16 protein-coding genes are annotated in these 21,662 nt (G+C 55.3%); 3 read left to right on the forward strand and 13 right to left on the reverse strand.

The window, feature by feature from the left end; translation table 11 throughout:
• Positions 1–575: 575 nt before the first annotated feature.
• Positions 576–923, reverse strand: a complete 348-nt coding sequence (locus Poly41_RS12535; RefSeq protein WP_197231280.1) for an alkaline phosphatase family protein — start codon at positions 921–923, stop codon at positions 576–578.
• Positions 924–1,892: 969 nt separating this feature from the next.
• Between Poly41_RS12535 and Poly41_RS12540 the strand changes: the two genes are divergently transcribed.
• Together Poly41_RS12540 and Poly41_RS12545 are read left to right on the forward strand one after the other, a co-directional pair.
• Entirely contained in the window at positions 1,893–2,585 is a 693-nt protein-coding gene (locus Poly41_RS12540; protein ID WP_231615626.1) for a glycoside hydrolase family 16 protein, read from the forward strand.
• Between the two features lie 24 nt (positions 2,586–2,609).
• Positions 2,610–3,836: a glycoside hydrolase family 43 protein gene (locus Poly41_RS12545; protein WP_197231281.1), complete on the forward strand. Its 1,227-nt coding sequence runs from the start codon at positions 2,610–2,612 to the stop codon at positions 3,834–3,836.
• Between the two features lie 81 nt (positions 3,837–3,917).
• Here Poly41_RS12545 and Poly41_RS12550 read toward each other — a convergent pair whose 3' ends face one another.
• From Poly41_RS12550 to Poly41_RS12585, 8 genes are all read right to left on the reverse strand, one after another.
• The gene (locus Poly41_RS12550; protein WP_197231282.1) at positions 3,918–5,897 is read right to left on the reverse strand and encodes a DUF4832 domain-containing protein; all 1,980 of its coding nucleotides are present in this window, start codon (positions 5,895–5,897) and stop codon (positions 3,918–3,920) included.
• Positions 5,898–5,956: 59 nt separating this feature from the next.
• Complete coding sequence (locus tag Poly41_RS12555) at positions 5,957–7,444, reverse strand: sulfatase (RefSeq protein ID WP_146526546.1); 1,488 nt, start codon at positions 7,442–7,444, stop codon at positions 5,957–5,959.
• A 164-nt stretch (positions 7,445–7,608) separates the two neighbouring features.
• Positions 7,609–9,261: a hypothetical protein gene (locus Poly41_RS12560; protein ID WP_146526547.1), complete on the reverse strand. Its 1,653-nt coding sequence runs from the start codon at positions 9,259–9,261 to the stop codon at positions 7,609–7,611.
• Between the two features lie 233 nt (positions 9,262–9,494).
• Entirely contained in the window at positions 9,495–10,874 is a 1,380-nt protein-coding gene (locus tag Poly41_RS12565; RefSeq protein ID WP_231615627.1) for a TAXI family TRAP transporter solute-binding subunit, read from the reverse strand.
• 445 nt (positions 10,875–11,319) lie between these two features.
• Positions 11,320–12,003 (reverse strand): rhombosortase, encoded by a 684-nt coding sequence (rrtA, locus tag Poly41_RS12570; RefSeq protein WP_146526549.1) that lies wholly within the window; start codon positions 12,001–12,003, stop codon positions 11,320–11,322.
• Entirely contained in the window at positions 12,000–14,342 is a 2,343-nt protein-coding gene (locus tag Poly41_RS12575; protein WP_146526550.1) for a VIT domain-containing protein, read from the reverse strand. The genes rrtA and Poly41_RS12575 overlap by 4 nt, the downstream gene beginning before the upstream one ends.
• A 518-nt stretch (positions 14,343–14,860) precedes the next feature.
• Positions 14,861–16,084, reverse strand: coding sequence for an FG-GAP repeat domain-containing protein (locus tag Poly41_RS12580; protein WP_146526551.1), 1,224 nt, complete (start codon positions 16,082–16,084; stop codon positions 14,861–14,863).
• Positions 16,085–16,150: 66 nt separating this feature from the next.
• Positions 16,151–16,393, reverse strand: coding sequence for a hypothetical protein (locus tag Poly41_RS12585; RefSeq protein ID WP_146526552.1), 243 nt, complete (start codon positions 16,391–16,393; stop codon positions 16,151–16,153).
• A 108-nt stretch (positions 16,394–16,501) separates the two neighbouring features.
• On the opposite strand from Poly41_RS12585, the gene Poly41_RS12590 reads away from it, so the two are divergent.
• Complete coding sequence (locus Poly41_RS12590; RefSeq protein WP_146526553.1) at positions 16,502–18,829, forward strand: glycosyl hydrolase family 95 catalytic domain-containing protein; 2,328 nt, start codon at positions 16,502–16,504, stop codon at positions 18,827–18,829.
• Positions 18,830–18,868: 39 nt separating this feature from the next.
• Here the strand turns inward: Poly41_RS12590 and Poly41_RS12595 are convergent, their stop codons facing one another.
• The 4 genes from Poly41_RS12595 to Poly41_RS12610 all read right to left on the reverse strand — a co-directional run bounded on the left by Poly41_RS12595 (position 18,869) and on the right by Poly41_RS12610 (position 21,649).
• Positions 18,869–19,645, reverse strand: coding sequence for a C-GCAxxG-C-C family protein (locus Poly41_RS12595; RefSeq protein ID WP_146526554.1), 777 nt, complete (start codon positions 19,643–19,645; stop codon positions 18,869–18,871).
• Positions 19,646–19,657: 12 nt separating this feature from the next.
• A complete protein-coding gene (locus Poly41_RS12600; RefSeq protein ID WP_231615628.1) occupies positions 19,658–20,485 on the reverse strand; it encodes an aromatic aminobenezylarsenical efflux permease ArsG family transporter in 828 nt (275 codons plus the stop codon).
• 63 nt (positions 20,486–20,548) lie between these two features.
• The gene (locus Poly41_RS12605; protein ID WP_146526555.1) at positions 20,549–20,959 is read right to left on the reverse strand and encodes a nitrophenyl compound nitroreductase subunit ArsF family protein; all 411 of its coding nucleotides are present in this window, start codon (positions 20,957–20,959) and stop codon (positions 20,549–20,551) included.
• Positions 20,960–21,004: 45 nt separating this feature from the next.
• The gene (locus Poly41_RS12610; protein ID WP_146526556.1) at positions 21,005–21,649 is read right to left on the reverse strand and encodes a nitrophenyl compound nitroreductase subunit ArsF family protein; all 645 of its coding nucleotides are present in this window, start codon (positions 21,647–21,649) and stop codon (positions 21,005–21,007) included.
• Between the last annotated feature and the right edge of the window lie 13 nt (positions 21,650–21,662).

Here is a 21,662-nt window from a genome sequence, read left to right on the forward strand (position 1 = left end):
CCCCGACGAGAGAATTAAACTTAAGTTCTAGTCCTTCAATAATATGTGCGTCTTGCATCAACGCATTATCGACGAAATAGGTGTTTTTCTCCTATAGCAGTTCGATACTTTATTTGCGGACGGTCCCTAACATGGCAATCTCCAAAGGTGTCATGGTTTGTATCGCGGCGGTGAACAACACTGCCCGGCGAGTGAACCCTTGCAAACGCGATTGCCGTGCCAAACGCGTTTTCGATTTCGTTTTGCAGCAAAAACTTGGAAACGGCCCACCGACCTGTATGCCTACGAAGCAACCTGGTCGCGAAACGAACATCATTCCTTTGGCTCGCGCGCTAGGGTTCTCCACAACCACGATGCTGATGTCAGTGGCGATTCCTTCGGATTCCCGTCATCGAGAATAGCGTGCGCGAGCAGTGTCTCAGTGGTTCACTAGCTGGACAGCGCCACTTGATGAGCGGCAAGACGCTAGCGGGCCGTTTAGGACCATGAAATACCGGCGAGCTAGCGTCTAGCCGCTCAATCCGAGATTGATTCGGCAGTTTACGTTAAATTGCCCGCAACGCGGCGCTGTCCAGCTACTCTTCGACGCGACCTGGTCGAGTGTATTTGTCTTTGTAGTTCATGCACTTTTCTCGTCGTCTGCCGAGCATCGCTTTGTATTCGGGATCGACCGCCACATCGACCAGTTGCGTCGGATCGACTTCGCGGTCGGGCAATAGCTCGACGCCATTCACGAAGGGCGTTAGCGCTGCGCCTTGGTACTTCGATGGAATCGGATGGTTAACGAGGTCGAGAATCGTCGCGGGATTGTCAAGGCTTGGCCGGTTGGGTTCGATATTCTCGAACAATCCATCCTCCGCATTCCCATTGTTTTTTCCGCCAGCATTCCTCGCAAAACCGCCAGCCAGGTTTCGATGACCCACCCATTCTGTGGAAGAGCCGGTTATAAAAGTCACTGTGTGGTGCAAATTCCTGGCGACATAAACGAAAGTGGAGCCTGGTGATAAGCTTGCTAAGCTCGACTTTTTCCTTTTGGCCCTCCCACGGAATGGGTGGGTGATCGTATCCAGGCTGGCGGTTTTCTTAGGATCGAGCGGAAACTAAGTGTCTGTTTTTGTCGTGTCCGTGGCTTCCAGATTAGCCTATCTTCATGCGGTTGCTACCAACCGATTCCTACCCCGACAGGGGTTAGATTCCGAAGCCCAGGGTCGCGATAGCGCACCCTGGGTCACCGACCGCATTTGGCAGCATACCTCGAAGAGGTTTTACAATTGACGGCATCGACGCCCCAATCGGAAGCCCATTGGCAGTGGCCTCCCCATCTGTCGTTGATGTCACTGTACAACGCTTGCAGCGTATGAGAACGACGTCGACACCGTGGCCCTAGGGTGCGCCGCTTCGCGTCGACCCTAGGCTATGGAATCTAACCGCTTCGCGGTAATGCCTCCTGCCGCAGCAATGCGGCGATTTGGAATCAAATCGCTCGGGACGTGCGGAAGAAATGGTGGAAGCCTATCTCAATGTTCAAGTCCGAAAGTAATTTCCCGATCGATCCTAAGCAGCGTGCGGGAAATAACTGGGTCAGGGAGGGAAGAGTTTCTCGCTGGGCCCCGGTCGAACGAGCGTGTTTTTCTGGGGTTTCTTTTTGGACTTCGAGATAGAATCACGCGGAACATACTCTTCTTGCCCTACTTTTTCTTCGCAACGACCTCCTGCAGAAACGGAAAAAGTCGAGCTTAGAACCCATCCGAAAAGGGGTCTGACCCTCTCTTGGGCTGAGCGTATCGGTAGCGATTCCATTGGAAAACAACGAGTTTCTGAGCAATCGAAACGTTGGTCGACAAAGGGTCAGACCCCTTTTCGGATAGGTTCTAAATGGCTACGTAGAACGTGTGTTCTGTATTCAACGCGACAACACGATCTGTAATAACGGAATGCTCGTTGTCGAAGGTCGCAGAGAAGTCAAACCGAATCCGAGCTGCAAAACGGGTAGTGGGAACTGGAAGGAGAAAAGAGAAAACATCCAATACACTTCGTCGTGTCTCATCACCAAGGGACTTCACAGTTGGAAGTACGGACGTTTCGAGGTCAAAGCGAGGATCAAAACTCAAGAAGGATTGTGGCCAGCGATTTGGTTTCTGGGTGTCAATGGACGATGGCCCAGCAACGGTGAGATCGACCTGATGGAGTTCTATGGTGGGTGTCTACTTGCCAATGCTTGCTGGGGCGGTAACACACGAGGAAGAGTGAAGTGGGATGAAAGCAAGAAACCGGTCATGTCGTTCGCAGACCCAAAGTGGGACGAGAAGTTCCACGTTTGGCGAATGGATTGGGACAGCAGCAGCATCGAGCTTTATGTTGACGACATGCTGCTCAATACGATCGACCTGACGGAGACCATCAACGTAACGGATCGCGGTCCGACCAACCCCTTCCAACAACCCCATTACCTATTGCTGAATCTCGCCATCGGCGGCAAGTCTGGCGGTGACCCGTCGAAAACCACTTTCCCAACACGGTATGAAATCGACTATGTGCGTGTCTTTCAGAAGGAAGCGGACACGCGAAAATCGAATGCAAACTAACTAAATGAAAAGGAAATGATTGTGATGAAGAGCTTGCGGTGTGGTGCTGTTTGTATGCTGTATGGAACCATCAGCTTGGCGGTATTGGCGGCAAACGCGAGAGCTGAGGACCTTTTTATCGATTCAGGCAGTTTATGGCCAGACAACAACGGCGTGCATGTGAATGCTCATGGCGGCGGTGTGTTATTCCATCAAGGCACCTATTTCTGGTACGGCGAGCATAAGGTGGCCGGACCCTCCGGAAACCGCGCGCAGGTCGGCGTGCACGTCTATTCGTCAAAGGATTTGAAACGCTGGAAAGACGAGGGGATTGCTCTGCAGGTTTCGGACAATCCGAAGAGCGATATCTTCAAAGGGTGCGTGTTGGAGCGCCCAAAGGTGATTTACAACCGCAAGACCGGAAAGTATGTGATGTGGTTTCATCTGGAACTGATCGGATGTGGCTACAGTTCGGCGCGTGCCGGAGTGGCGGTCGCCGATTCGCCGACCGGGCCGTTCACCTTCCTTCATAGTCTGCGTCCCAATGCGGGGACGTGGCCGCTGAACGCAACCCAGGAGGTGACCGATGCCAAAGCGATGGCCCGTTTCGAGCAAGAGCATAAGGGCTTGATGGGGCAAGAATTCGCGCCGGGTGAGCAGGACTCCAACACCTACAAGACTTTCATGACGCACTGGCATGATGAGGATAACCGACTGGAAATTTACCGCAGAGACTTCTCGACGGGTCAGTTCTGTCGCGACATGACGTTGTTTGTGGATGATGATGCAACGGCCTATCATCTTTTCGCATCCGAAGAAAATCAGACACTGCATATCAGCCGATTGTCGGACGACTACCTGAGCCACAGCGGCCAATGGGCTCGCGTACAACCCGGTGGCAAAAACGAGGCCCCCGCGATTTTTAATCGCGACGGGAAGTACTATCTGTTGTCTTCTGGATGCACCGGCTGGGCTCCCAATGAGGCTCGATCATTTGTTGCCGATACCATTTTCGGTCCTTATGAACCGCTGGGGAATCCATGCCGAGGAACCAATCCGCAGAACAATCTTGGACCGGAGAAAACTTTCGGAGGACAGAGCACTTTTGTCTTGCCCATGCCGGGCAAGAAGGATGCATTCGTAGCGATGTTTGATGAGTGGCGACCTAAGAACCCGATTGATGGACGATACTACTGGCTGCCGATTGTTTTCACCGAAAACGGATTTGCCATGGAGTGGTCTGACGCCTGGTCGCCCGATGAATCATTTTGACGGAGACGCCTCAATGCGTCCGCACGGCTTGTTCACCGCTATCAGCGGGTGCCTGACGACTCGCTGCTGCGGGCTGTTCGCTCAATCGATTCTCCGCAGATGTGGGTCAGTCAAGTGGAACTCGCCCGTGGCATCGGCTGGTAGACTCCATCGAAGGCGTGTCTCGTTTTCAAAACCGACCTCAACGTCAAAATCAAACTGATGCTGACGCCACTGCGTTGACAGCGGCAACTTGACTCCGTCGATGACACCTCGCCAGCCGTCGGCGACATCGAACCGCACAGTCAACCCGCTGGTCCCCTTGATGCGACACGCAAACCGATAGCGGCCGGGGTCGAGCGTCCCGCGGTCGAAAAACGTATAGCTGAGATTGCTTCCGTTCCCGAACTGGCCCTCCACGCTGATGACCCGTCGTCCGGCGGGCCCATCTGTCGGACCGTCCGCGCTGCCGCGCTTGTCGAGGGTGTCCGATCGCTTGGTTAGCACCCAATAGCGCCACGGATTGATCAGTTCCACCTCGGGATCGGGCGACCAGCGTGGGACGGGAGTGACCTTTGGTGCTGGTGGCGGCTGAATGGACAGCAACGCGTCCGAGACTTGGTAGGAAAGCGTGTGGTCAAAGGCGGGGCTGTCGAACGAAAAGCCCTTGATCGCCGTGTCCTTTGGTGTGACACCGATGCCGATCAACCCGATCGGATGCCAACCTCCGGTAACGTAGTTCTCAATAGCGAAGCGGACGCTGGGCACCATGCCGCCTTCACGGTCAAGGATCGCGATGGCGAGAATGAACTCCCCAGTGGGTATTTCCTCTGGAAGCTTTGCGCTGCCGGACGCATGGGACTGTTTCGCCGGAATTTGGTAGGCAAAGGCGTCGCTGTCCCAGTCTTCGCCAGGCAGCCAACGACGAACATCGATCCCGTTGAGCGGGCCGGACCATACCGGTTGCCTGTTTTTTGGATTGAGAAGGGCCACGGCCAAGGGCCAGTCCAAGTAGAACGGGGCGCTTCCGGTGTTCCGGACGGTGATCTGAACAGGCAGGTCCCCACCCGGTTGTCTCGCCACGGGGTAACTCACCGAGTCGATCACAAACCGATACCCGAATGCCTTCTGCAATTCGGCCGCGCCCTCAAGCACAGCCGGATCGGATGGCATATAGTTCGATATCCACCCCAGATAGGTCGTGTGATAACGGCGAATCTTGTCGATCATATAGCGGCGGTAGGCAGGCACCGTCATCGTATCCTCAGGCGTGCGTCCGAATGTGCCCTCAGGATCAGCGTCCTTTCGCTCCTTCTGCCAGTTGTACTCGACCTCGCCCTCGATGGGCGCGTGTTTCCAAAGGTTCGGGTAGACATGCGTCGCTTGCCAGGGAAGCTGATGCGGATCCCCGTGTGGCGGCTCACGGCTCAAGTTGGCGAAGGTATCGTAATAGATTCCGAACCCCGCTTCCACGAACTCTGCGTCGGTGTGCCTTACGAGGATCGGCTTGTTCTTGAACGCCTTTTTGAAGGCAGCGACCAACAGCCGGCGCTGTGACTGGGTCGGGGCCGGGGTGTGATGTTCACCCCAGTAGCCGATCAGTCCCATCTGGATAGCGAAGATGCGCGGATCGTTGTCCCATGCCTCTCCCAGCTTCGCGATCAAACGCTCTAGGCGTGCTTGAAAAGCCGCGCTGTCGTAGTCAAACTCAGCCATGTCCGCAGGCCAGTGCTGCTTGGGGCGGTCCGCCGCGCCCAATGTGCCGTCCCAGTCGAGGTAGACGCGTGGCACCAATTTGACATTCAATTCGCCGAAACTCTTACCTCCAAGACGAGTGATTTCGTTGGTACGAGCGATGATGCGCTCAACGGAATCATCGGCACTCAGCTCAAGGGCGTTCCAGCCGATGTATTGTCGGTGCAGCAGACCGTACCCGTCGACGTGATAGCTACGGAACCCTTTGAGCGGATTGTTGATCGCGCCCGCAAACTCCTTTGGCTTGACCGTTACCCAGTCGTCGCCGCGCGCCGTAGCCGTCACCAGGGCCGATGCCAATCCAATCCACAGAAACGCGTATCTCATCTTCATGACTCCGAAACTTGGTGATTGAGCAGTTACCGCCCCCAGGATACTTTGTTTCCCTATCCATCTGGATTCTCTGGTGATTTGGGCTCATCGGTTTTCGGCATGAGAGCCTTCATTCGCGACTTGATCCCGGCGAATTCGGAGTTGCTGGCGAGGTTGGTCCATTCCATCGGATCCCTCTCGTGGTCGTAGAGTTCCTCGGCGCCGCGCTGTCGATTGCTGATGTAGCTGTACCGCCCATCGTACACGCGGTAGAAACCGGGCGAGCATCCGTTGGTCAAAGAGGGGTGATTCCACTCCATGTCCGGGTTTTGAAGTAGCGGTGCGAAACTACGCCCGTCAATCACCGGGTTCTCTGGCAGGTCGCAAAGCTCGATCAGGGTCGGATACAGATCGATCAGGTTCACCACACCCGTGCATTGCTTGTCCTTAGGAGTGACCCCAGGCACCTTGACCATCAGCGGAACGCGGCACGATTCCTGCCAAAGCTGGGTCTTCCCGTAACGTAATTTTTCGCCCAGGAACCAACCATGGTCGCCCCACAGCATCACAATGGTGTTGTCCGCATACCTGCTCTGAGCAAGGCCACGGAGCAGGACGCCGATGCAATCATCCACGAAAGTGATCGTAGCCAGGTACGCCTGTACGGCCTCCTTGTGTCTTCCATTCTTTTCTGCCCGCAGCCATGCCGTGCTTGGTTCATAGACGCGTTTCCCATTGTGGTCGAGGATGTCATCCAGATCGGTTGCTAATGTTTTCGGCAACACGATCTTGTCCAAGGGATACATGTCGAAGTACTTTTGCGGCACGTACCACGTCAGGTGCGGCTTGCTGATCCCGATCGCCATGAAGAAGGGCTTGCCGTCGAAGTCACGCGTCTGCAACTGTTCCGCGGCCCAACTGGCCGTCTTGTAGTCCAGCATCTCGGCCGCGTCGTTCAGGGCTGTCGGTCCCCAGTCGAATGCGTGATAGTGGTACGAGGGCTTCTCGCTGGGCAGATTCGGTAGGCCATTGACGGGTCGCTCCTTGCTCGCCGGACCGATGCCGCCAAGTGTGTTGTGGTACTCGTCAAACGCCCACTGGCCTGCGTCGGACTTGTGGCTTCCATTTTCTCCAGGAAGCGGATGCCGATGAAAGATCTTTCCCATCGAAAGTGTGTGGTAGCCGTGTTGGCTGAAGTACTCTGGCAAGGTCACTAGGTCCCTTGCCTTGGGGGCATTCTTCAGGTTGTTCTTGTTGCCGTAGACACCCGTTCTATGTGCATGCACCCCGGTCAATAGCGCCGACCGCGACGGGCAGCAGACTGTGGCGGGTGCGTACGCATTTGTCATCACCATCCCCCCTTCGGAGGCCAGTTTGTCGAGATTCGGCGTCTTGACCTGCGTATTGCCGCCGAAACAGCCGACCCAGTCGTTCAGGTCGTCGATCGCGACAAAGAGCACGTTGTAGCGTTTGCTTGTCGAATGACTCGATGGCCCTTCCGTCGCATCCGAAACGGGAATCGTCCACATTAGGATGATTGAGGCCAATACGGCTCGATACATTTTCTTGTCTCCACGGACTCTCTGCCGGTTTTCTCGTGTAAGTGGGTGGGGGGAGAATGTGATCTCGTGCTTCCGCTTTCCAAGCCGACGATGACTGGTCTTGTTGTGTCGCCACCAGGACAATCTACACCGCGATGCTCTGAATTTCATCTCCTTTCCAATTTTCATTCGGTCCTCTCTACCGCGATCATATGGAAGACGGTGTCGTCTCCTGCTTCATGCTTCAGTACAAGTTCCGCGACATCGGTCAGCTCGATTGTTTGGGTTTTCCAGACACCGCCGTCGGTATTCTGGACATGGGTTCTTCCGGACTGACCCGGAAGCCCAATCGACCAGGATCCAGTCCCCCTGTCGAGATAGGTGACGTTCACCTTGACGGTCGTGGCCAGGAACGCCTCATCGAGTTTGAATCGCAATTGCGTCTTGCCGGATGCGTGATCAAATGAACGGGCGAAACGCCCATAGATGGAATCATCAATATTCCACAGGCCGATGTCGCCGGACCCTGGATCGATCTGCGTCAAAAACCGGCAATAGTTACTCGGCCAGATGCCCCAACCCACGTCATTCGATCCGTTGCGTTTTCGGTTGAGCATCCCGCCACCGATCGCCTTTTCGGGATCGTCCATTCGCGCGCCTTGTGGAGCATAGACTTTGGCAATGCGAAGGTAACGCTGCATATCCCGTTTCTTTCCCGGCTTGCCGCCAAACGTATCGGCGGGGAACCGTTGAAAGTCGGAAGCGTCGAGACCGTCACGAAGGGCGCAGAAGGCTCGCGGCGAAGTGGCGGGATCGAGATGTCCCGCATAGCGGTTGAAAAATCTGAAGGCAGGTAGGTTGGCTTCGTCCTTGAGCGCCATAGAGGGAATGTTCCAAATGTCGAGTCGGCAGTGCGTGGCAAACAGCCCCGACCAATAGAGTGCTTGCGGTATGTTGCGGGTTGACCAGCCGTAGACGAACATCTCGCCGTCCATTTCCCCTCGGGTTAGAACGGGGATGCCACGCTTCTTGGCCGCAGCTTCGATCGTTTCGAAATTCTTCAGTCGCTGGTTGTTGTCACTGACGTGGTAGCCGTGGCTGAACATACCTTGCTTCAGCGCGATGGTCTCCATGTTCTCCAGCAGCCACGACGTCTCCTCCGCGGTGTTTGCATCGGAGTTGACCAAAACGGGAATATCGGGAAGAGATTTCTGATAGCGGATCCACGTTTCCTTACGGTAGGCGTTCCAGGCATCCTTCGAGATGACGTATTGTTCCTCCAGCGGGTTGCCCTTGTAGGGTTGGCCGTCACCGGTAGAACCTTCCGCACTTTGCACGAAAACGATTCGCTTGCGATACTCCGGCGCTAAGTCCTTGATATAGGCCCCGAATGCGTCGACGAGCGAGAAGAACCGTTTCTTGTATTCCGGATTAAGATAGTAGGGATGAAGGTTGTCCTCCCTATCCATCTTTTGGCCAAGCGGATCGACATCACGATCGGTGTAGACCTTTGGAACGCCCCTGTCGAAAACCCATTCTGGTGTCCCGGGTCTGACCCAGATCATTAACGTGACGTACAGATCATCGTCATGCGCCGCTTTGAGTGGCTCACCGAGATACTTATCGAACGCGTAGTTCCCGGGCGCCGGCTCAATCTGGCTCCATCTGAGAATAAGGGGTACGCTGCGCAGCTCCGGACACTCTGCTCGCGATACCTGTCCGGGCTTCCATCCTGCCCAGCTCGATATGCCGTAACCCTGTCTTGCCCCCTCCATCGCAACGGCATCGACACCCAGTAATGCGACAATCAACAAACCGATCTGTGCGGTTCTTTTCATTTCAAACTCCAGAATTCGGAAGGCAATACGAGCCCCATGACTATACACGAAAAGGAACGGTAACGGTTTGCGGTTGAAAGCCGTGAACAGTTACGGAATGTTCATTCTGGTGACCATTCTGTTTGTTCATTCACAATCGCGTCGAGCACAGAATGGGTTGGGTATCGGGGCTCATCGAACGGGGTGGTCTGAATGCGTATTGTGAATATCAACGATCACAATTGGCCTTCGGCTCATTCATCCTCGCTAGGTGTCTTCGATTCGGTGTCGCGAAGGACTCGCTTCACTCGGCGTTCAACAAACTCGACGTGCAACCGTAGGTTGTAGAACTCTTGCATGTAGGCCAGCGGTACGCTGCGCAGCTCGTCAAGTTCACCCTCCATGGCGGAGAGTGTGGTCGCGTGTTTTTGTAACGTATCGTCGTCCGCCTGAGATCGCAGGTCGGACTCGATTCCTCGCAAGATTTCGTACCAGCGATAAATGCGAGAGCGAATCCGCCAACGGTACAGGGGCGGCGCGACACGAAACAGGGGAAGTAGCAACGTCAAGGCCGGCAATAACAAAATCTTGCCACGGTCAACGGCTGAGGCGATCCAAAAGGGCAAGTACTTTTGCAGAAAGGGAGGACCGTCATCGAAGTACATGCGTGCCGACTCATTCAACGGGAACTCGACAAACTCGGTCGAAGGCAACCGTCCCCGTTGGAGCAAGCTGCCATCGCGGCGATGCGTCTCGTTCGCTGCGCGAAGTAGAAGCGGGATCAAGGCATCGTGTAGCGCGCTCGTTGCCACCAGATTCGCAGCCGGTGCGATCAGGAGCACATCGGAGCGTGGGAAATCTCGTTGTAGGTCGATGACGCCACGCTCTAATGTCACCGATGTCAAGAAGGGATGGCGTCTGGCATAGGCCGCATGTCGATCGAAGCTCAGCAAACGAACATTCTCCATGCCGATCAACTCGCGAATCAGTTTCGAGTGTGGGGAGGTGACAAAAAAAGCCGCGTCGACCTGACCGAGCTTCAGTTGCCGCATTGCGTCGAGACCGCCCACATGCACAAATGTCGCACCCGAAGAAGCATCGATGCCGTTTTCGCCAAGCAATAGCATTGCCATCGAGTCGGTTCCGCTATCGACGCGTCCGATGGCGATTCTCTTATCGCGCAGCCCACGCAGGTCGGAATAGGTTTCGTCACCCCGGTAAAAGACCCAAACCGGTTCGAAGTACAAGCTCGCCAGCGATTCGATATCACTCGCGCCACGCACGTCGTCGGGCGCAGTCCCACCTTGCACGATGGCCAAATCCACTTGGGGATCCGATTGCAATAACTGATAGTTCTGGAGCGATCCAGCAGTCGGACGCAGTTCGAGCTCAATGCCTTGATTCCGCAGAAAGTCCGCATAATCTTTGGCGAATTGGAAATACGCACCCTCCTGCGAACCGGTCGCCATCACGATCGTCCGCGGTGGCGCTGGCTGGATGAAGAACCACGCCAGTGCGAACCCGATCAGCACGACAAGGAAGCCGCCTCCCCAAATCTTCAGCAGCAGGCCTCGGACTTGACCTCGCGTCTCGCGAAAATGCTTGTTTAACAGGCTGTCGTGGCGAAGGCTCATCGTTCCAGACCGGAGTGTTGCTTGATCGAGAATTGGCGGCCAAGGGACTTGAAAATGGCACGCTCCCATTTGGCGTCGCGGCATTTCGTCGATTGCGACGCTCTTTCTCGGCATCGTGGACATCGACCAACATATCAGAAATGGCGGCGGCGCTCCAAATCACTTCCGTTGATTGTGAATCGACGATGTCCAGCATCGGAGAACCGTGACCAAGTGAGGTTGCTTCCAGGTCACTCCCGTATGCCAACGCCGTACGAATCGCTTCTCGCCAATTCGATTTGGCTCGGGCGCCGGGCCGTGTTGAGTCACGGTTCGAGCGGGCCATACTTTCGCAGGATGATGGGCCAGCTTTTGCTGGGTATCGTTATTCTCTAGTTCTTCAGTTTATCAATCTTGCTTATCGGGAAGGTCTGGTCGAAGTAGGCTTGCTCTGAGACATTGAGCCTTAGGTTGACATATTCGCTGCGCCCGCTTCCCCCGCCAAGATCCCCACGCCCGCGAACAAGACGCCGAATGCGGCGCCTACCAGATGAGACTCAATCAACGGCTTGAAACCGTCGGCGTCGACAAACAGCACGTCGCCTGTAACGAATTCAAACAGAAGCTTCCCGACCAACAACGTTGCCGCCGTCGTCCAAAAGCCCGCAAACATTCGATCGCAATCGCTAAGGCTTTGTCGAATCTGATCGCCGATAAACCAAACAAAGAGTCCCGTGTCGATCCCGCTCAGACCCCGGTAACCGGAGACATCTTTGCACGCGAAGGTGACCGCCACCGATATCCCCAGCGCCATCACGATCAACGAGACTGGAAATAGCCTTGGATGTTGTCGTTCACAGGCGGCGCCCAACACCACAAACATCAACAGGTCCCAAAACAAATGCTGGCTGCCAAAGTGTGTGAGGTGACCGGAAAGAAGACGCCACCATTGACCGTCAGCGACGCGTGCAAAGTCCAACTGCAACCCATCGGCCAGGCTCGGGAAGAGGGACGCCAGGATGGCAATTGCCGAAACGATCGTCGTCACAAGATAAGGGTTGAACCTACTGCTTCCCCTGTGGCACATTCTTGGAAGAGATGCATCGTTCTGTTGGGGAAGCGTTGCAAACAGGGATTCGCCAGCACTCATCGTGTGCGCTCCGTCGTGTTTCGAGCGTTTCGGCGCCGCATCATCGCGGCAGCACCCGCTCCGCCTAGCGAGAAGATCGCGGTGATTGGGCCGATTGGGCCACCGCCACCGGAACCGCCCGAACCACTTCGCGATGTACCTCCACTCGCAGGCGCGCTTCCCCCGGACGGAGTGTGCGACGTCGACGATTTCGCGGACGGCCTTGACGATGTGGGCATCGCGGGCGGCGAGTTGGCATCAGCCGACGGTCGCGGTGCTGCCTCCGTAGCGACTCGTAAATCAGCTTGCTGAGCGATCCGGACCGGCTTCGCGACGGCGCGGGAGCGACCGACCGATTGCTCCGTCATCCCTTCAGGCATCATCACCGGCACGGTCTCGCGGACGAGTTGACCCTGAGGAGTGTCGGCGAGCTCTTTTTCGACGGCGATGAATGACGTGTATTGCGTCATCAGTTGATGCTTCAGCCCCAACTCGGTGATCTCAGCACGCCCTTGCGGAGTTTCATGTCCAACGTCGCGATTCCAAATCTGTCGAATCCGTTGGCGTGCCCAAACCGGACCGATCGAGTCGTGAGCTGCCGCTTGCTGCGGAAGGTCCAAGTCGAGTCCCATTTGGACAGCTTGCCCCAGCACATTGCCTTTCAATGTGATCGTGCCTGACGCTGGCGTGTCGTAACGGCCCAAAACGATCAGTGGTTTTCCGGCATACAGATCCGGAAGTCGCGAAGGAACTTGGTCTTTGACGACAAGTCCTCCCCAGTCGATTTGCAGATCCGTCATGTAGGGTTGGTTGGTAAGTTCGTTGAAACGCCGAGCGATCTCTGGCGAATTGTCTTGGTTGGTGACTTGCATCGAAAATCCTCGCCCCATCTCGGCCGCCCGGCGGATCAGGTAATCATTCGGTGCAGCCCCAAATGCGATGGGAAACACGCGAGCATCTTGAAACTCTGGTTGCTGAAGGTAACGAAGAATCGAATGATCGTTGCCAACAAGCGCATCCGTCATCAGAACCATGTAGCGAGGGCGAACCGATTCGTCACCGTTGCCCTCGAGCGCCACTTGCAGTGCCGACAGCAATCTTGTTCCGCCGCTCGCACGCAGACCGCGTACGAATTGCTTTCCGGCCTGGACATTGGCGTCACTTGCCACGATCGGATTCGGCCGAAAAGCAGTCGCGTGATTACTAAACGCGATGATTCGAAACTCATCTTGTGGGTTCAGATGATCCAGCACATGGTCGGCAAACAAACGCAATTGGCTGATCGCCGGCCCGTTCATCGATCCGCTCGTATCCAGAACCAGGATCACCTCGCGAGGCGTGATTTCCACCGGCTTGATGGACCACTTTGGTTGCAAAGCCAGCATCACGTAGCCATCGTCTGCATCGGATTGGCGGTGAACTAACGACGCTAAGGTGCTCTCCTCACCGGCCAAACGGTATTCGATGATAAAGTCCTTGTCGGCGATCGTCGACTGATTCTTCAACGTGGCGACCGCATGGGTTTCCGACGTCTGTTGAATGTCTAATTCGTGTGTGACCGGAACGATCTCCTGAATCGGCATCGCCGCGTCAACCTTCACCGAGACAAACACGTCATTGCCGTTTCGCATTCCTTCAGGAAGAAAGTCGGGCGTGATTCGCGACGCGTCGGGGACTTGATCGGTATCGCTTGCCCAACCGCGACCGACATTCGGCCGACTCAACGAAGTTCCAGGGATATAGCGGGGACCGACGACCATCGGAAATCGAAAGACGTAACGATCTTCGTCGATCTCCAGCGGATGCACGTACTCGATGTTTACAATTACTTCGCTATCAGGAGGGATATTGGCCACCGACTGAGAAAACACGTTGGCCCGTTCCTGCTCCAATAACGCCGCCTTTCGCCCCTCGTCTCGGGCTTGTTCATATTCGCGTCGTGCTTCGTCTTTCCGTTTTACCTCCCCGACAATCAAACGCTCTCCGATCTGAAAGGAATAGGCGTCGACCGCGCAGTTTTCAGGCAGCGGAAACACGTACAACGCTTCCAGGCGGTCGGAATGGGGATTCTTAAACACCTGAGAAACGCGAACTCGGGCCAGCACCCCCGAGATGTCGGCTTCCACGCGAGTCTCTTTCAAAGTAAAGCATGGACTGGGGGCCGGCAGCTTAGCTTTAAGTTGATCAAAATCATCTTCCGCAACCCGCATTTGCCCCTGTGTGACCGGGGCCCCGCTGAGCACGGTGTAACCTGCGCGAGCGACGGCGGAGAAGATGAAGATCGACGCCAGGACGGCGAGGGGCTTGATTCGAGGCAACAACATCGATTGGCTGCGAGGACCCGAGGATTGAGTGATCATGGGAAGAGGTGCTCCAGGACTTGAGATTCGAAGTGTCTCTTTAGATAGATCCCGTACCGCCGGCGGCGAAGCGCGGATTCGCTTTTTTCCCTTAACCGTCACACCGCCAGACATGCAAACCCTGACCCGCGGCAGTTTACCGGAATCCGATTCGCTGTTGAGATCCGTTTTGAATAGAACGATCTAGATGCGATTTCGTTTGATGAAATGGAAGCCATCGATCCGGTGACGCGATCCTTTACCATCGATGGTGGTGTGAATCAGCTTCAATTCGCGCTGGGAGTTGATCGCAGCGGTTGAATGGTAGATCGTTCGGTAGGGAAGCCGCTGGATCCGTAAGGTCGCTTGGCGGCCTTGCGTGGTAGACGCGTCAAGCTGAGCAAAGACGACGGGGGAATCCCCAAACGCGATCGTGAAGACCGTGATCGCAAAAACAAATTCGCCACTTCAACGGTTGATTTTCATGGTCCCTGGGATTCATGAGGCTTCTGAATCCGTTTCATCAGGGCGTTTCCTTTTCAGCGTTGATGCAATCGTGCGTTGAATAGAATTTGCGTTCCTTCTTTCCCGGCTACGACGATGTCGACATCCCCATCATCATCCAGGTCGGCCGTTCGTATCTGCAATCCGATGCCTACGGTGCTTTCGACGATCGGGAACACTTCAAACGACTTGGATTCCTGATCCCAGACGTAGTACTTCATAACGGGAGGCTCCAAACCACCGGGGTCCTTGCCATTGTGAGCACGAACGCGTTTGCCGGTGATCAATTCCTGGGTGCCATCGCCGTCGAAATCGGCAAGGGCCAAGCAGTGCGGCTGAGAGAACGAATCGTCGATCAAGTGTTCTTCAAACTGCAACTTGCCGTCGTCACCGGGCCCCAAGCCACGCCACCAGTGGATTCCATAGCCATGAGCGACGCTGTTGATGACATCGGTCACACCATCGCCATCAACGTCGAACACCAGCATCGGACACGCGGCGTGTTTCTTTTCCCAATCAGGATGGTATTTCCAAACGCCGGCCAATCGATCGCCTTCGGGGCACTCGTACCAACCGTTTCCGAACACGATGTCATCGCGACCGTCGTCGTTAACATCACCAAAACCGATTCCGTGTCCATTGACTTCGCCGATTTTGTTTTTGATCAACGTGGGTATCTCCTTCTCAACCCATTCTGTTTTGCGTCCTTCGGTGACCTCAATCTGTCGAGTCTCCTTGGTGAAACTGAACGCAAGCATCGGGTTCTTATTCACCCACTGGTTCGAAATGAACTCGGGCTTGCCGTCCTGGTTCAGGTCGATCAGGTAGCTGACTTCGTTGTTGGCCCACTCGGTATCCCCGAGCAAGTGCTTTGGCCAAAGGTAACCCTGCATCAAGGGTTCGCCGCCTGGATTTTCGTACCAGTAGACTTCGCTGCCGAGAAAGTCAATCGAAACGACATCAGGACGTCCGTCGGCGTTCACGTCATAGATCGAATCGCCGTTGCTTCGAACATAGCCATTGTTGTCTTCGATGATTCGCATCGCCCGGGGGGTCCACTCGCCATTGCGGTACCAATTGCGACCCGCAACGATGTCGAGTTTTCCATCGCCGTCAATGTCTGCGACGTCACAACCTTCGTTGCCGTCGTGAGCCAGAACCCGAACATAGAAGCGGACGGGATGGTCTGCGAGGAGAGCTTGGCAGAGGCAAACAAGACTGCACGAAAAAAGAGTGCAACGGAGAATAATCGTCTTCATGGCAAGTCCATTGTTGAGGCGGAACGGCAACCGTTTCGCGGGGGTGGTATAAACGCTTGAAAACCTTCATTGTCGGACGCATGCAGCAGTTCCACCATCGCACTTCGTGGTAGTCCGAGAATCACACGGGGAAACGTGTAGCCACTCATCTTTGCTGATTTTCTTGCTGATGCCAAGATCGACCCAAGGCCGGACGACGCGGAATCCCCAGATCGTCTTGGACAAATACCAGGCGAACGGGTCGAAAGTCCGCTCGTCATCGCCATCGTCAAAGGAAAGGTCTGGCAGAGCATCGGCTGTTCCGTTCATGATTCGTTCGGCCCATCACTCGCAATCAGCAATCCAGTCCATCGATTTCGCTTCTTTCCACCCGCAGTGTATGCTACGCCATCACAAAAAATATAGGTGAGGCCCCCCATGAAACAGATCTACACAAACGTCGCACTGGCAGCGCTACTGATCTTGGTTACGTCGCTTCAGGCAGGGGAGATACCGGTTGAACCGGTAAACGGGTCGCCCCTCCCTGACGCTGTGGACTGGCCCGATTTTATGGCCGCGCAGGAGATGCGATGGGAGAAGCTTCCCGGCACGTGGTTCGAGGGCCCCTTCCTGGGCAACGGGGAGCAGGGCACGCTGATGTATCAATTGGATGATCGAACGCTGCGATGGGATGTCGGTTGCTCGGCCGCCCACGACCACCGACCAATGGATGAGGATGACCTTGCCGAAAAAAACGTAGTGGTTCTCAACCGCGGGCGGCACTTCATTGGCCATCTGCGGCTGGAGCTGCCGGTCGATCTGACCGGAGGGACATCACGTCTTTCGTTATGGGATGCCGAAGCAACGGGCACGCTCACTTCCAAGGGCGGCACGGCCGAGTGGGCAGCGCTGGTACACGCCACCGAACCGGTCATGCGCTTCGATCTGACCGCCACGGAGAAACTCAAGGGAGCAAAGTTCGTCTATGTCGCGGAACAGGCACGCAACCCCCGCGCGGTACGCGGCACAACGTTACGCGTTCCTCGCAATGAGTTGCGAGTTCCAGCCAATCCGTCGCCCGTGCTTTCAATGCTTGACAACGGTGTGCAAACCGCGGTGCAGCACCTGTATGCGGGAGGACAGACCGCAGTGGCTTGGCTGCAGAAAGAGGTGGGCGGCTCCACGCGTCTGTGGTTGAGCGTTCAGCACAGCTTCCCCGGCAATGAAGCCTTGGATGAAGCCGTCGCGGCGGTGAATGCCGCCGCAGAAGCCGACCAAAACGTTTGGCTGCAGGCCCACCGCAATTGGTGGCACAACTATTATCCGCAAAGCTTCGTTTCGGTTGGCGATGCCTATTGGGATTCGTTCTATTGGATCCAGCAATACAAGCTTGCTTGTGCCACTCGCGACAAAGGGTGGATCATCGATAACCAAGGTCCCTGGCTACAGCCCACCGCTTGGGCCGCAATCTGGTGGAATCTCAATGCCCAACTATCGCATAGCGGCGGATACGTGGCTAACCGTCGCGGCATGGTGTCGGCGATGAGCCATCGGCTCGATATCAACCGTGAAAACCTGTCCCTGAATGTGGCCGAGCCCTATCGCGCCGATTCCTACGCCATCGGCCGTAGCAGTTCCGGTTGGGATCTTCTGGGGCAGGCAGGCCAACCCGACGGACGCGAGCCGATGGATGGCAACATAGGTAGAGAATGCGGTAACCTGCTGTGGGCGCTGCATAACGTTGACCTGGAGTACCGCTATTGGCAGGATATGCAACTCCGGGACCACGTGCTTTTCCCGCTGCTGGCACGGGCCGTCAACTACTATCGTCACTTCCTGGTGGAAAACGATGAAGGTCAGTTGAGTCTGCCGGAAACTTACAGCCCCGAATACCGAAGAGCGACGGACTGCACCTACGATATTGACCTCTTGCATTGGGGCGTCGGACGGTTGATCGAACTGGCTGATGAAAGGGACCTTGCCGAGAAGGATGAACCGTTGATTCCCGCCTGGAAAGAAATCCAACGTAAGCTCGTCCCGGTGCATGTTGATGAAGCGACCGGGCGCATGATTGGCCGTGATGTCAAGTTGACCGGCAGACACCGCCATTGGTCGCATCTGCTGGCGATCTATCCATTGCGCACTCTCGCACCCGACATCCCAGCCGATCGAGAGCTCATTGATCGCAGCCTGACCCACTGGCACAGCTTCGGACGGGCCATGGGCTATTCCTTCACAGCAGGAGCGTGCATGGCCGCGCTGCTCGGCGACGGCGACCAGGCACTGGAATTCCTGAATGGACTCAAGTCCTTCTTGCAGCCCAATACCTTCTATTCGGAAATCGGCCTGCCCGTAATGGAAACGCCGCTGCACGGTGCCACCGCAATGCAGGAGATGCTATTGCAGAGTTGGGGCGGGCGGCTACGTGTCTTTCCCGCTGTGCCCACCGAATGGCCGGACGTCCAATTCCATCAACTCCGAGGAGAGGGTGCCTTTCTGGTCAGCGCCCGTCGTGAGCGAGGCAAAACGCAATGGGTTTTGATCCGGTCCGAAGCCGGAGGTCGCGTGGAGGTGGAACCGGAAATCGCCGATGCCCAATGGATCGCCTCGAAAGGGGCTCAAGTTAGCAAAGACGGGAAGGGCGTCTACGGCATCGAGACGGGGCCCGGCAATTCGGTTCTATTCTGGCCGCGAGGTAAGACGCGGCCCAAACCGACCGTCACTCCGGTCGAGCCCCACGGTGCGCAGCACAACTTTGGAATGTAGATCGTGCCCCATGAGTCAACAAGGAGGTAGGGATTCGCATTATGGATGTTCGCCTTCAAACGAATGGCAACTCGCGCAGTTCATTTTTACCATGGCGTTGCCCATCTCCTGCTTGCCATGGCAATCAATGCATGACTGCACCTTCGGAGTCAGCTCGCCCAATATTGGAACGCCATCAAAGTCATGGTTGAGCAACTCGACAAGTTTGCTTGCTCCATCGGCAGCAAGACGTCGGCAACGCTCCTTCTTTTCCATACTGAACGCTTCACATCCGCTCGCTTCACACCACTTGCCTGTCGAAAGATGACACAAAATGGAACCCGATATGCTGGGTATCGCGTCGTTTGCCCATTCCGGTTTCGCCGGTTTGTAATGTGGCAGCGGTGTTGTCTCGTACCAGACAACCAACTCGGCAATCATGGCTTCTCGCTGTTCCTTTGGCTTCTCGTTGTGAAACATTCCGATCAACGCCGATCCACCATTGATCACACCACAAAGCGAACCACAGCCTCCAACACCCCCATCGCCGTATCGCATCATCTCGATTGGGAAGGATCGAAACGGTTCGCCGACCTTGTCTGCCAATGCACCTAGGACTCCTCCAACAACGCTGTACATGCACCCGCCTTCTGGATACATGCGATACGTGCGGTCGGCAACCTCACCCGAATTAAGCTTAACATAGTTCCAAAGTGGAACCGCGGGGGATTGTGCGGTCGCAACCCCGAGACCGGCTTCTTTGCATCCCGCGAATAGGGTAGCACCGCCGATCATTCCAAGCGACGTGAACGCTCTGCGTCGATTGATCTGTGACATGATTGAAGTGTCCTAAGCAAAAGTGAAAGAGACCTCGAAGACATATGAGAGCGAGAAATAGACACCAAGTAAGATAAACACCCATCCGGTAGTCATTCTCGCCCACCACTCGATTTGGGTGAGCACCTTAAACGTTTGGCCCAGCGATTTGGCGCTGTAGGCCAAAAGAAACGCGACGACCAAGACAGGCAGCGCCGTGCCAATGCCGTACACCAACGGAAGTACAAACGAACCGCCTGGAACCGACGCGGATGGCAGTGTGAGTCCGATTCTGCTTAGCACACTCGTGATTGCACCTGAGTCCGCACCGAGGGTCAATGCCAAGAGACCAAAGAACCAAGTGGCTGATGTCGGGCAAAACGAAACGGCGAATAAGATACCCAGAAGTAGTGCTCCCCAGATCCCCATCGAATCGACTCGCTTTTGAAGCTTCTCGTTCATCATGCCGCCACCAAACGTTACCGAGACTAAACCAGCCAGGAACATTCCGAGTATCAGAAAGATCGGTCCCAGAATCAGGTGCATGTACTTTTGCAAGAAAAGAGACACCGCTGGGATGGAGAGACTGGTTAAAGTAAGTAGCCCAGCGAGTGAGATGTAGAGCACGCAGCGTCCGAGCGTGTAAAGCAGCCCAGCGTGAATGACCAAACGACCATTCTCAACCTTGCTTCCGATGTACGAAATCGCAGCGATGTTCGTCGCGAGAGGACATGGACTGATCGACGTCAGGATGCCTAAATACAACGCCGCGATTAAGTAAAGTAGGTAAGTGAGCATTGCCAATCCTTTGGGTGGCGTACCTTGATCGTAAATGATGTAGGGCCAGTTCCTACCGGCCATCGCGAGCAAACGGTTTGTCAGGTATGGCCGGTAGGAACTGGCCCACCTTTCGCTAATCTTCAGTTACTGCGTGAAAGCTTTGACGTTCTCTTGCACGTATTTGATGAACTCAGGTTTTTCGCGAACCTTGGTCCAGATGTCTTTCAAGTCCTTGTACTTGGCAACTTTTTTGTCTTCAATTTTCGCGACAATTAGGGCAGGCCCAGCGACCTTGTAGGCTTTTGCTAACTCCGCGTTTTCTTTCTTTTCATAATCAATGTAGCGATACTCAACCGTGCCATCCTTCAGCTTATCGGCAAAGCCCGTTTTGACGGCTTCTTCTGAGTAAGCCCCCATCATCTTGCAGGTTGGGCAGCGCTCGGTGCGATGGAAGTACATTGCCAAAACTCGATCCGCTGGTGGATCAGCCGCATTCGCAATGGAACCCAGCATGGCGGAAAACGTTACGATCGTCATGAAAGCAAAACGGTACATGATATTGCTCCTGGTAGGTCCTGGAAAGTAAAGCTAACTCCGCGTTCACGGGGTCGGCAACGGAATTCCATTGCTGTCGGGCAATGGAATGGAATCAAGGTCTTGTGACTCCTTGGTTTCTGATTCAGCAGTTTCTGAATCGCTGTTTTGCGACTCAGAAAGCATCTTGTTCACTGCGTCGCGAATCATCTCGGCAAAGGCTGGTTTGTCACTGACCAGTCCCCAAACTTGGTCCAGCCGACTCCAATCGACCATCGCTCCATTTTCAAACCGAGCGAGTACGACGACGGGCATGATGATTTCAAATTGGCTCGCCAGATCTGCGTTTCTGTCTTGTTCGTAGTTGAGCGTCTTCCAAGTTACCTTTCCACTTCGTAGCTCTTCAGCGAAATCCGAACGAACGGTTTCTTCCGTTTGTGCTTCGATGGCTCGGCACGTTGTGCAGCGTGTGTTGCTGTAGAAGTAATAGACGACGAGGCCGTCCCTTACCGCAACCTTGTCGACACCGTCGACTGGAATACTTGCGAATCCACCGGAGGCCCGGATCGCCTCAAGCTCGTCAGCAATCCGAGTCAATTGGGGCTCTAAGCGACTTGCCGCTTGTGAGTCGAACGCTCGCGCGATTAAGACCACGACAGTCGCTGCAAAGAACGAGATCAGACAGATACTTAGAGTTTTTTGCAAATCCATCGGTTTGTTTCCC

Source organism: Novipirellula artificiosorum (assembly GCF_007860135.1).
In the GTDB taxonomy this organism is placed as follows: Bacteria; Planctomycetota; Planctomycetia; order Pirellulales; family Pirellulaceae; genus Novipirellula_A; species Novipirellula_A artificiosorum.

Bases quoted from the DNA above. Each gene is read 5' to 3' on its own strand.
- Poly41_RS12555 (WP_146526546.1), bottom strand. From the start codon at position 7,444: ATGTATCGAGCCGTATTGGCCTCAATCATCCTAATGTGGACGATTCCC.
- Poly41_RS12560 (WP_146526547.1), bottom strand. From the start codon at position 9,261: ATGAAAAGAACCGCACAGATCGGTTTGTTGATTGTCGCATTACTGGGT.
- Poly41_RS12610 (WP_146526556.1), bottom strand. From the start codon at position 21,649: ATGGATTTGCAAAAAACTCTAAGTATCTGTCTGATCTCGTTCTTTGCA.
- Poly41_RS12565 (WP_231615627.1), bottom strand. From the start codon at position 10,874: ATGAGCCTTCGCCACGACAGCCTGTTAAACAAGCATTTTCGCGAGACG.
- Poly41_RS12590 (WP_146526553.1), top strand. From the start codon at position 16,502: ATGAAACAGATCTACACAAACGTCGCACTGGCAGCGCTACTGATCTTG.
- Poly41_RS12600 (WP_231615628.1), bottom strand. From the start codon at position 20,485: ATGGCCGGTAGGAACTGGCCCTACATCATTTACGATCAAGGTACGCCA.
- rrtA (WP_146526549.1), bottom strand. From the start codon at position 12,003: ATGAGTGCTGGCGAATCCCTGTTTGCAACGCTTCCCCAACAGAACGAT.
- Poly41_RS12550 (WP_197231282.1), bottom strand. From the start codon at position 5,897: ATGAGATACGCGTTTCTGTGGATTGGATTGGCATCGGCCCTGGTGACG.
- Poly41_RS12585 (WP_146526552.1), bottom strand. From the start codon at position 16,393: ATGAACGGAACAGCCGATGCTCTGCCAGACCTTTCCTTTGACGATGGC.
- Poly41_RS12595 (WP_146526554.1), bottom strand. From the start codon at position 19,645: ATGTCACAGATCAATCGACGCAGAGCGTTCACGTCGCTTGGAATGATC.
- Poly41_RS12575 (WP_146526550.1), bottom strand. From the start codon at position 14,342: ATGATCACTCAATCCTCGGGTCCTCGCAGCCAATCGATGTTGTTGCCT.
- Poly41_RS12545 (WP_197231281.1), top strand. From the start codon at position 2,610: ATGAAGAGCTTGCGGTGTGGTGCTGTTTGTATGCTGTATGGAACCATC.
- Poly41_RS12605 (WP_146526555.1), bottom strand. From the start codon at position 20,959: ATGTACCGTTTTGCTTTCATGACGATCGTAACGTTTTCCGCCATGCTG.
- Poly41_RS12580 (WP_146526551.1), bottom strand. From the start codon at position 16,084: ATGAAGACGATTATTCTCCGTTGCACTCTTTTTTCGTGCAGTCTTGTT.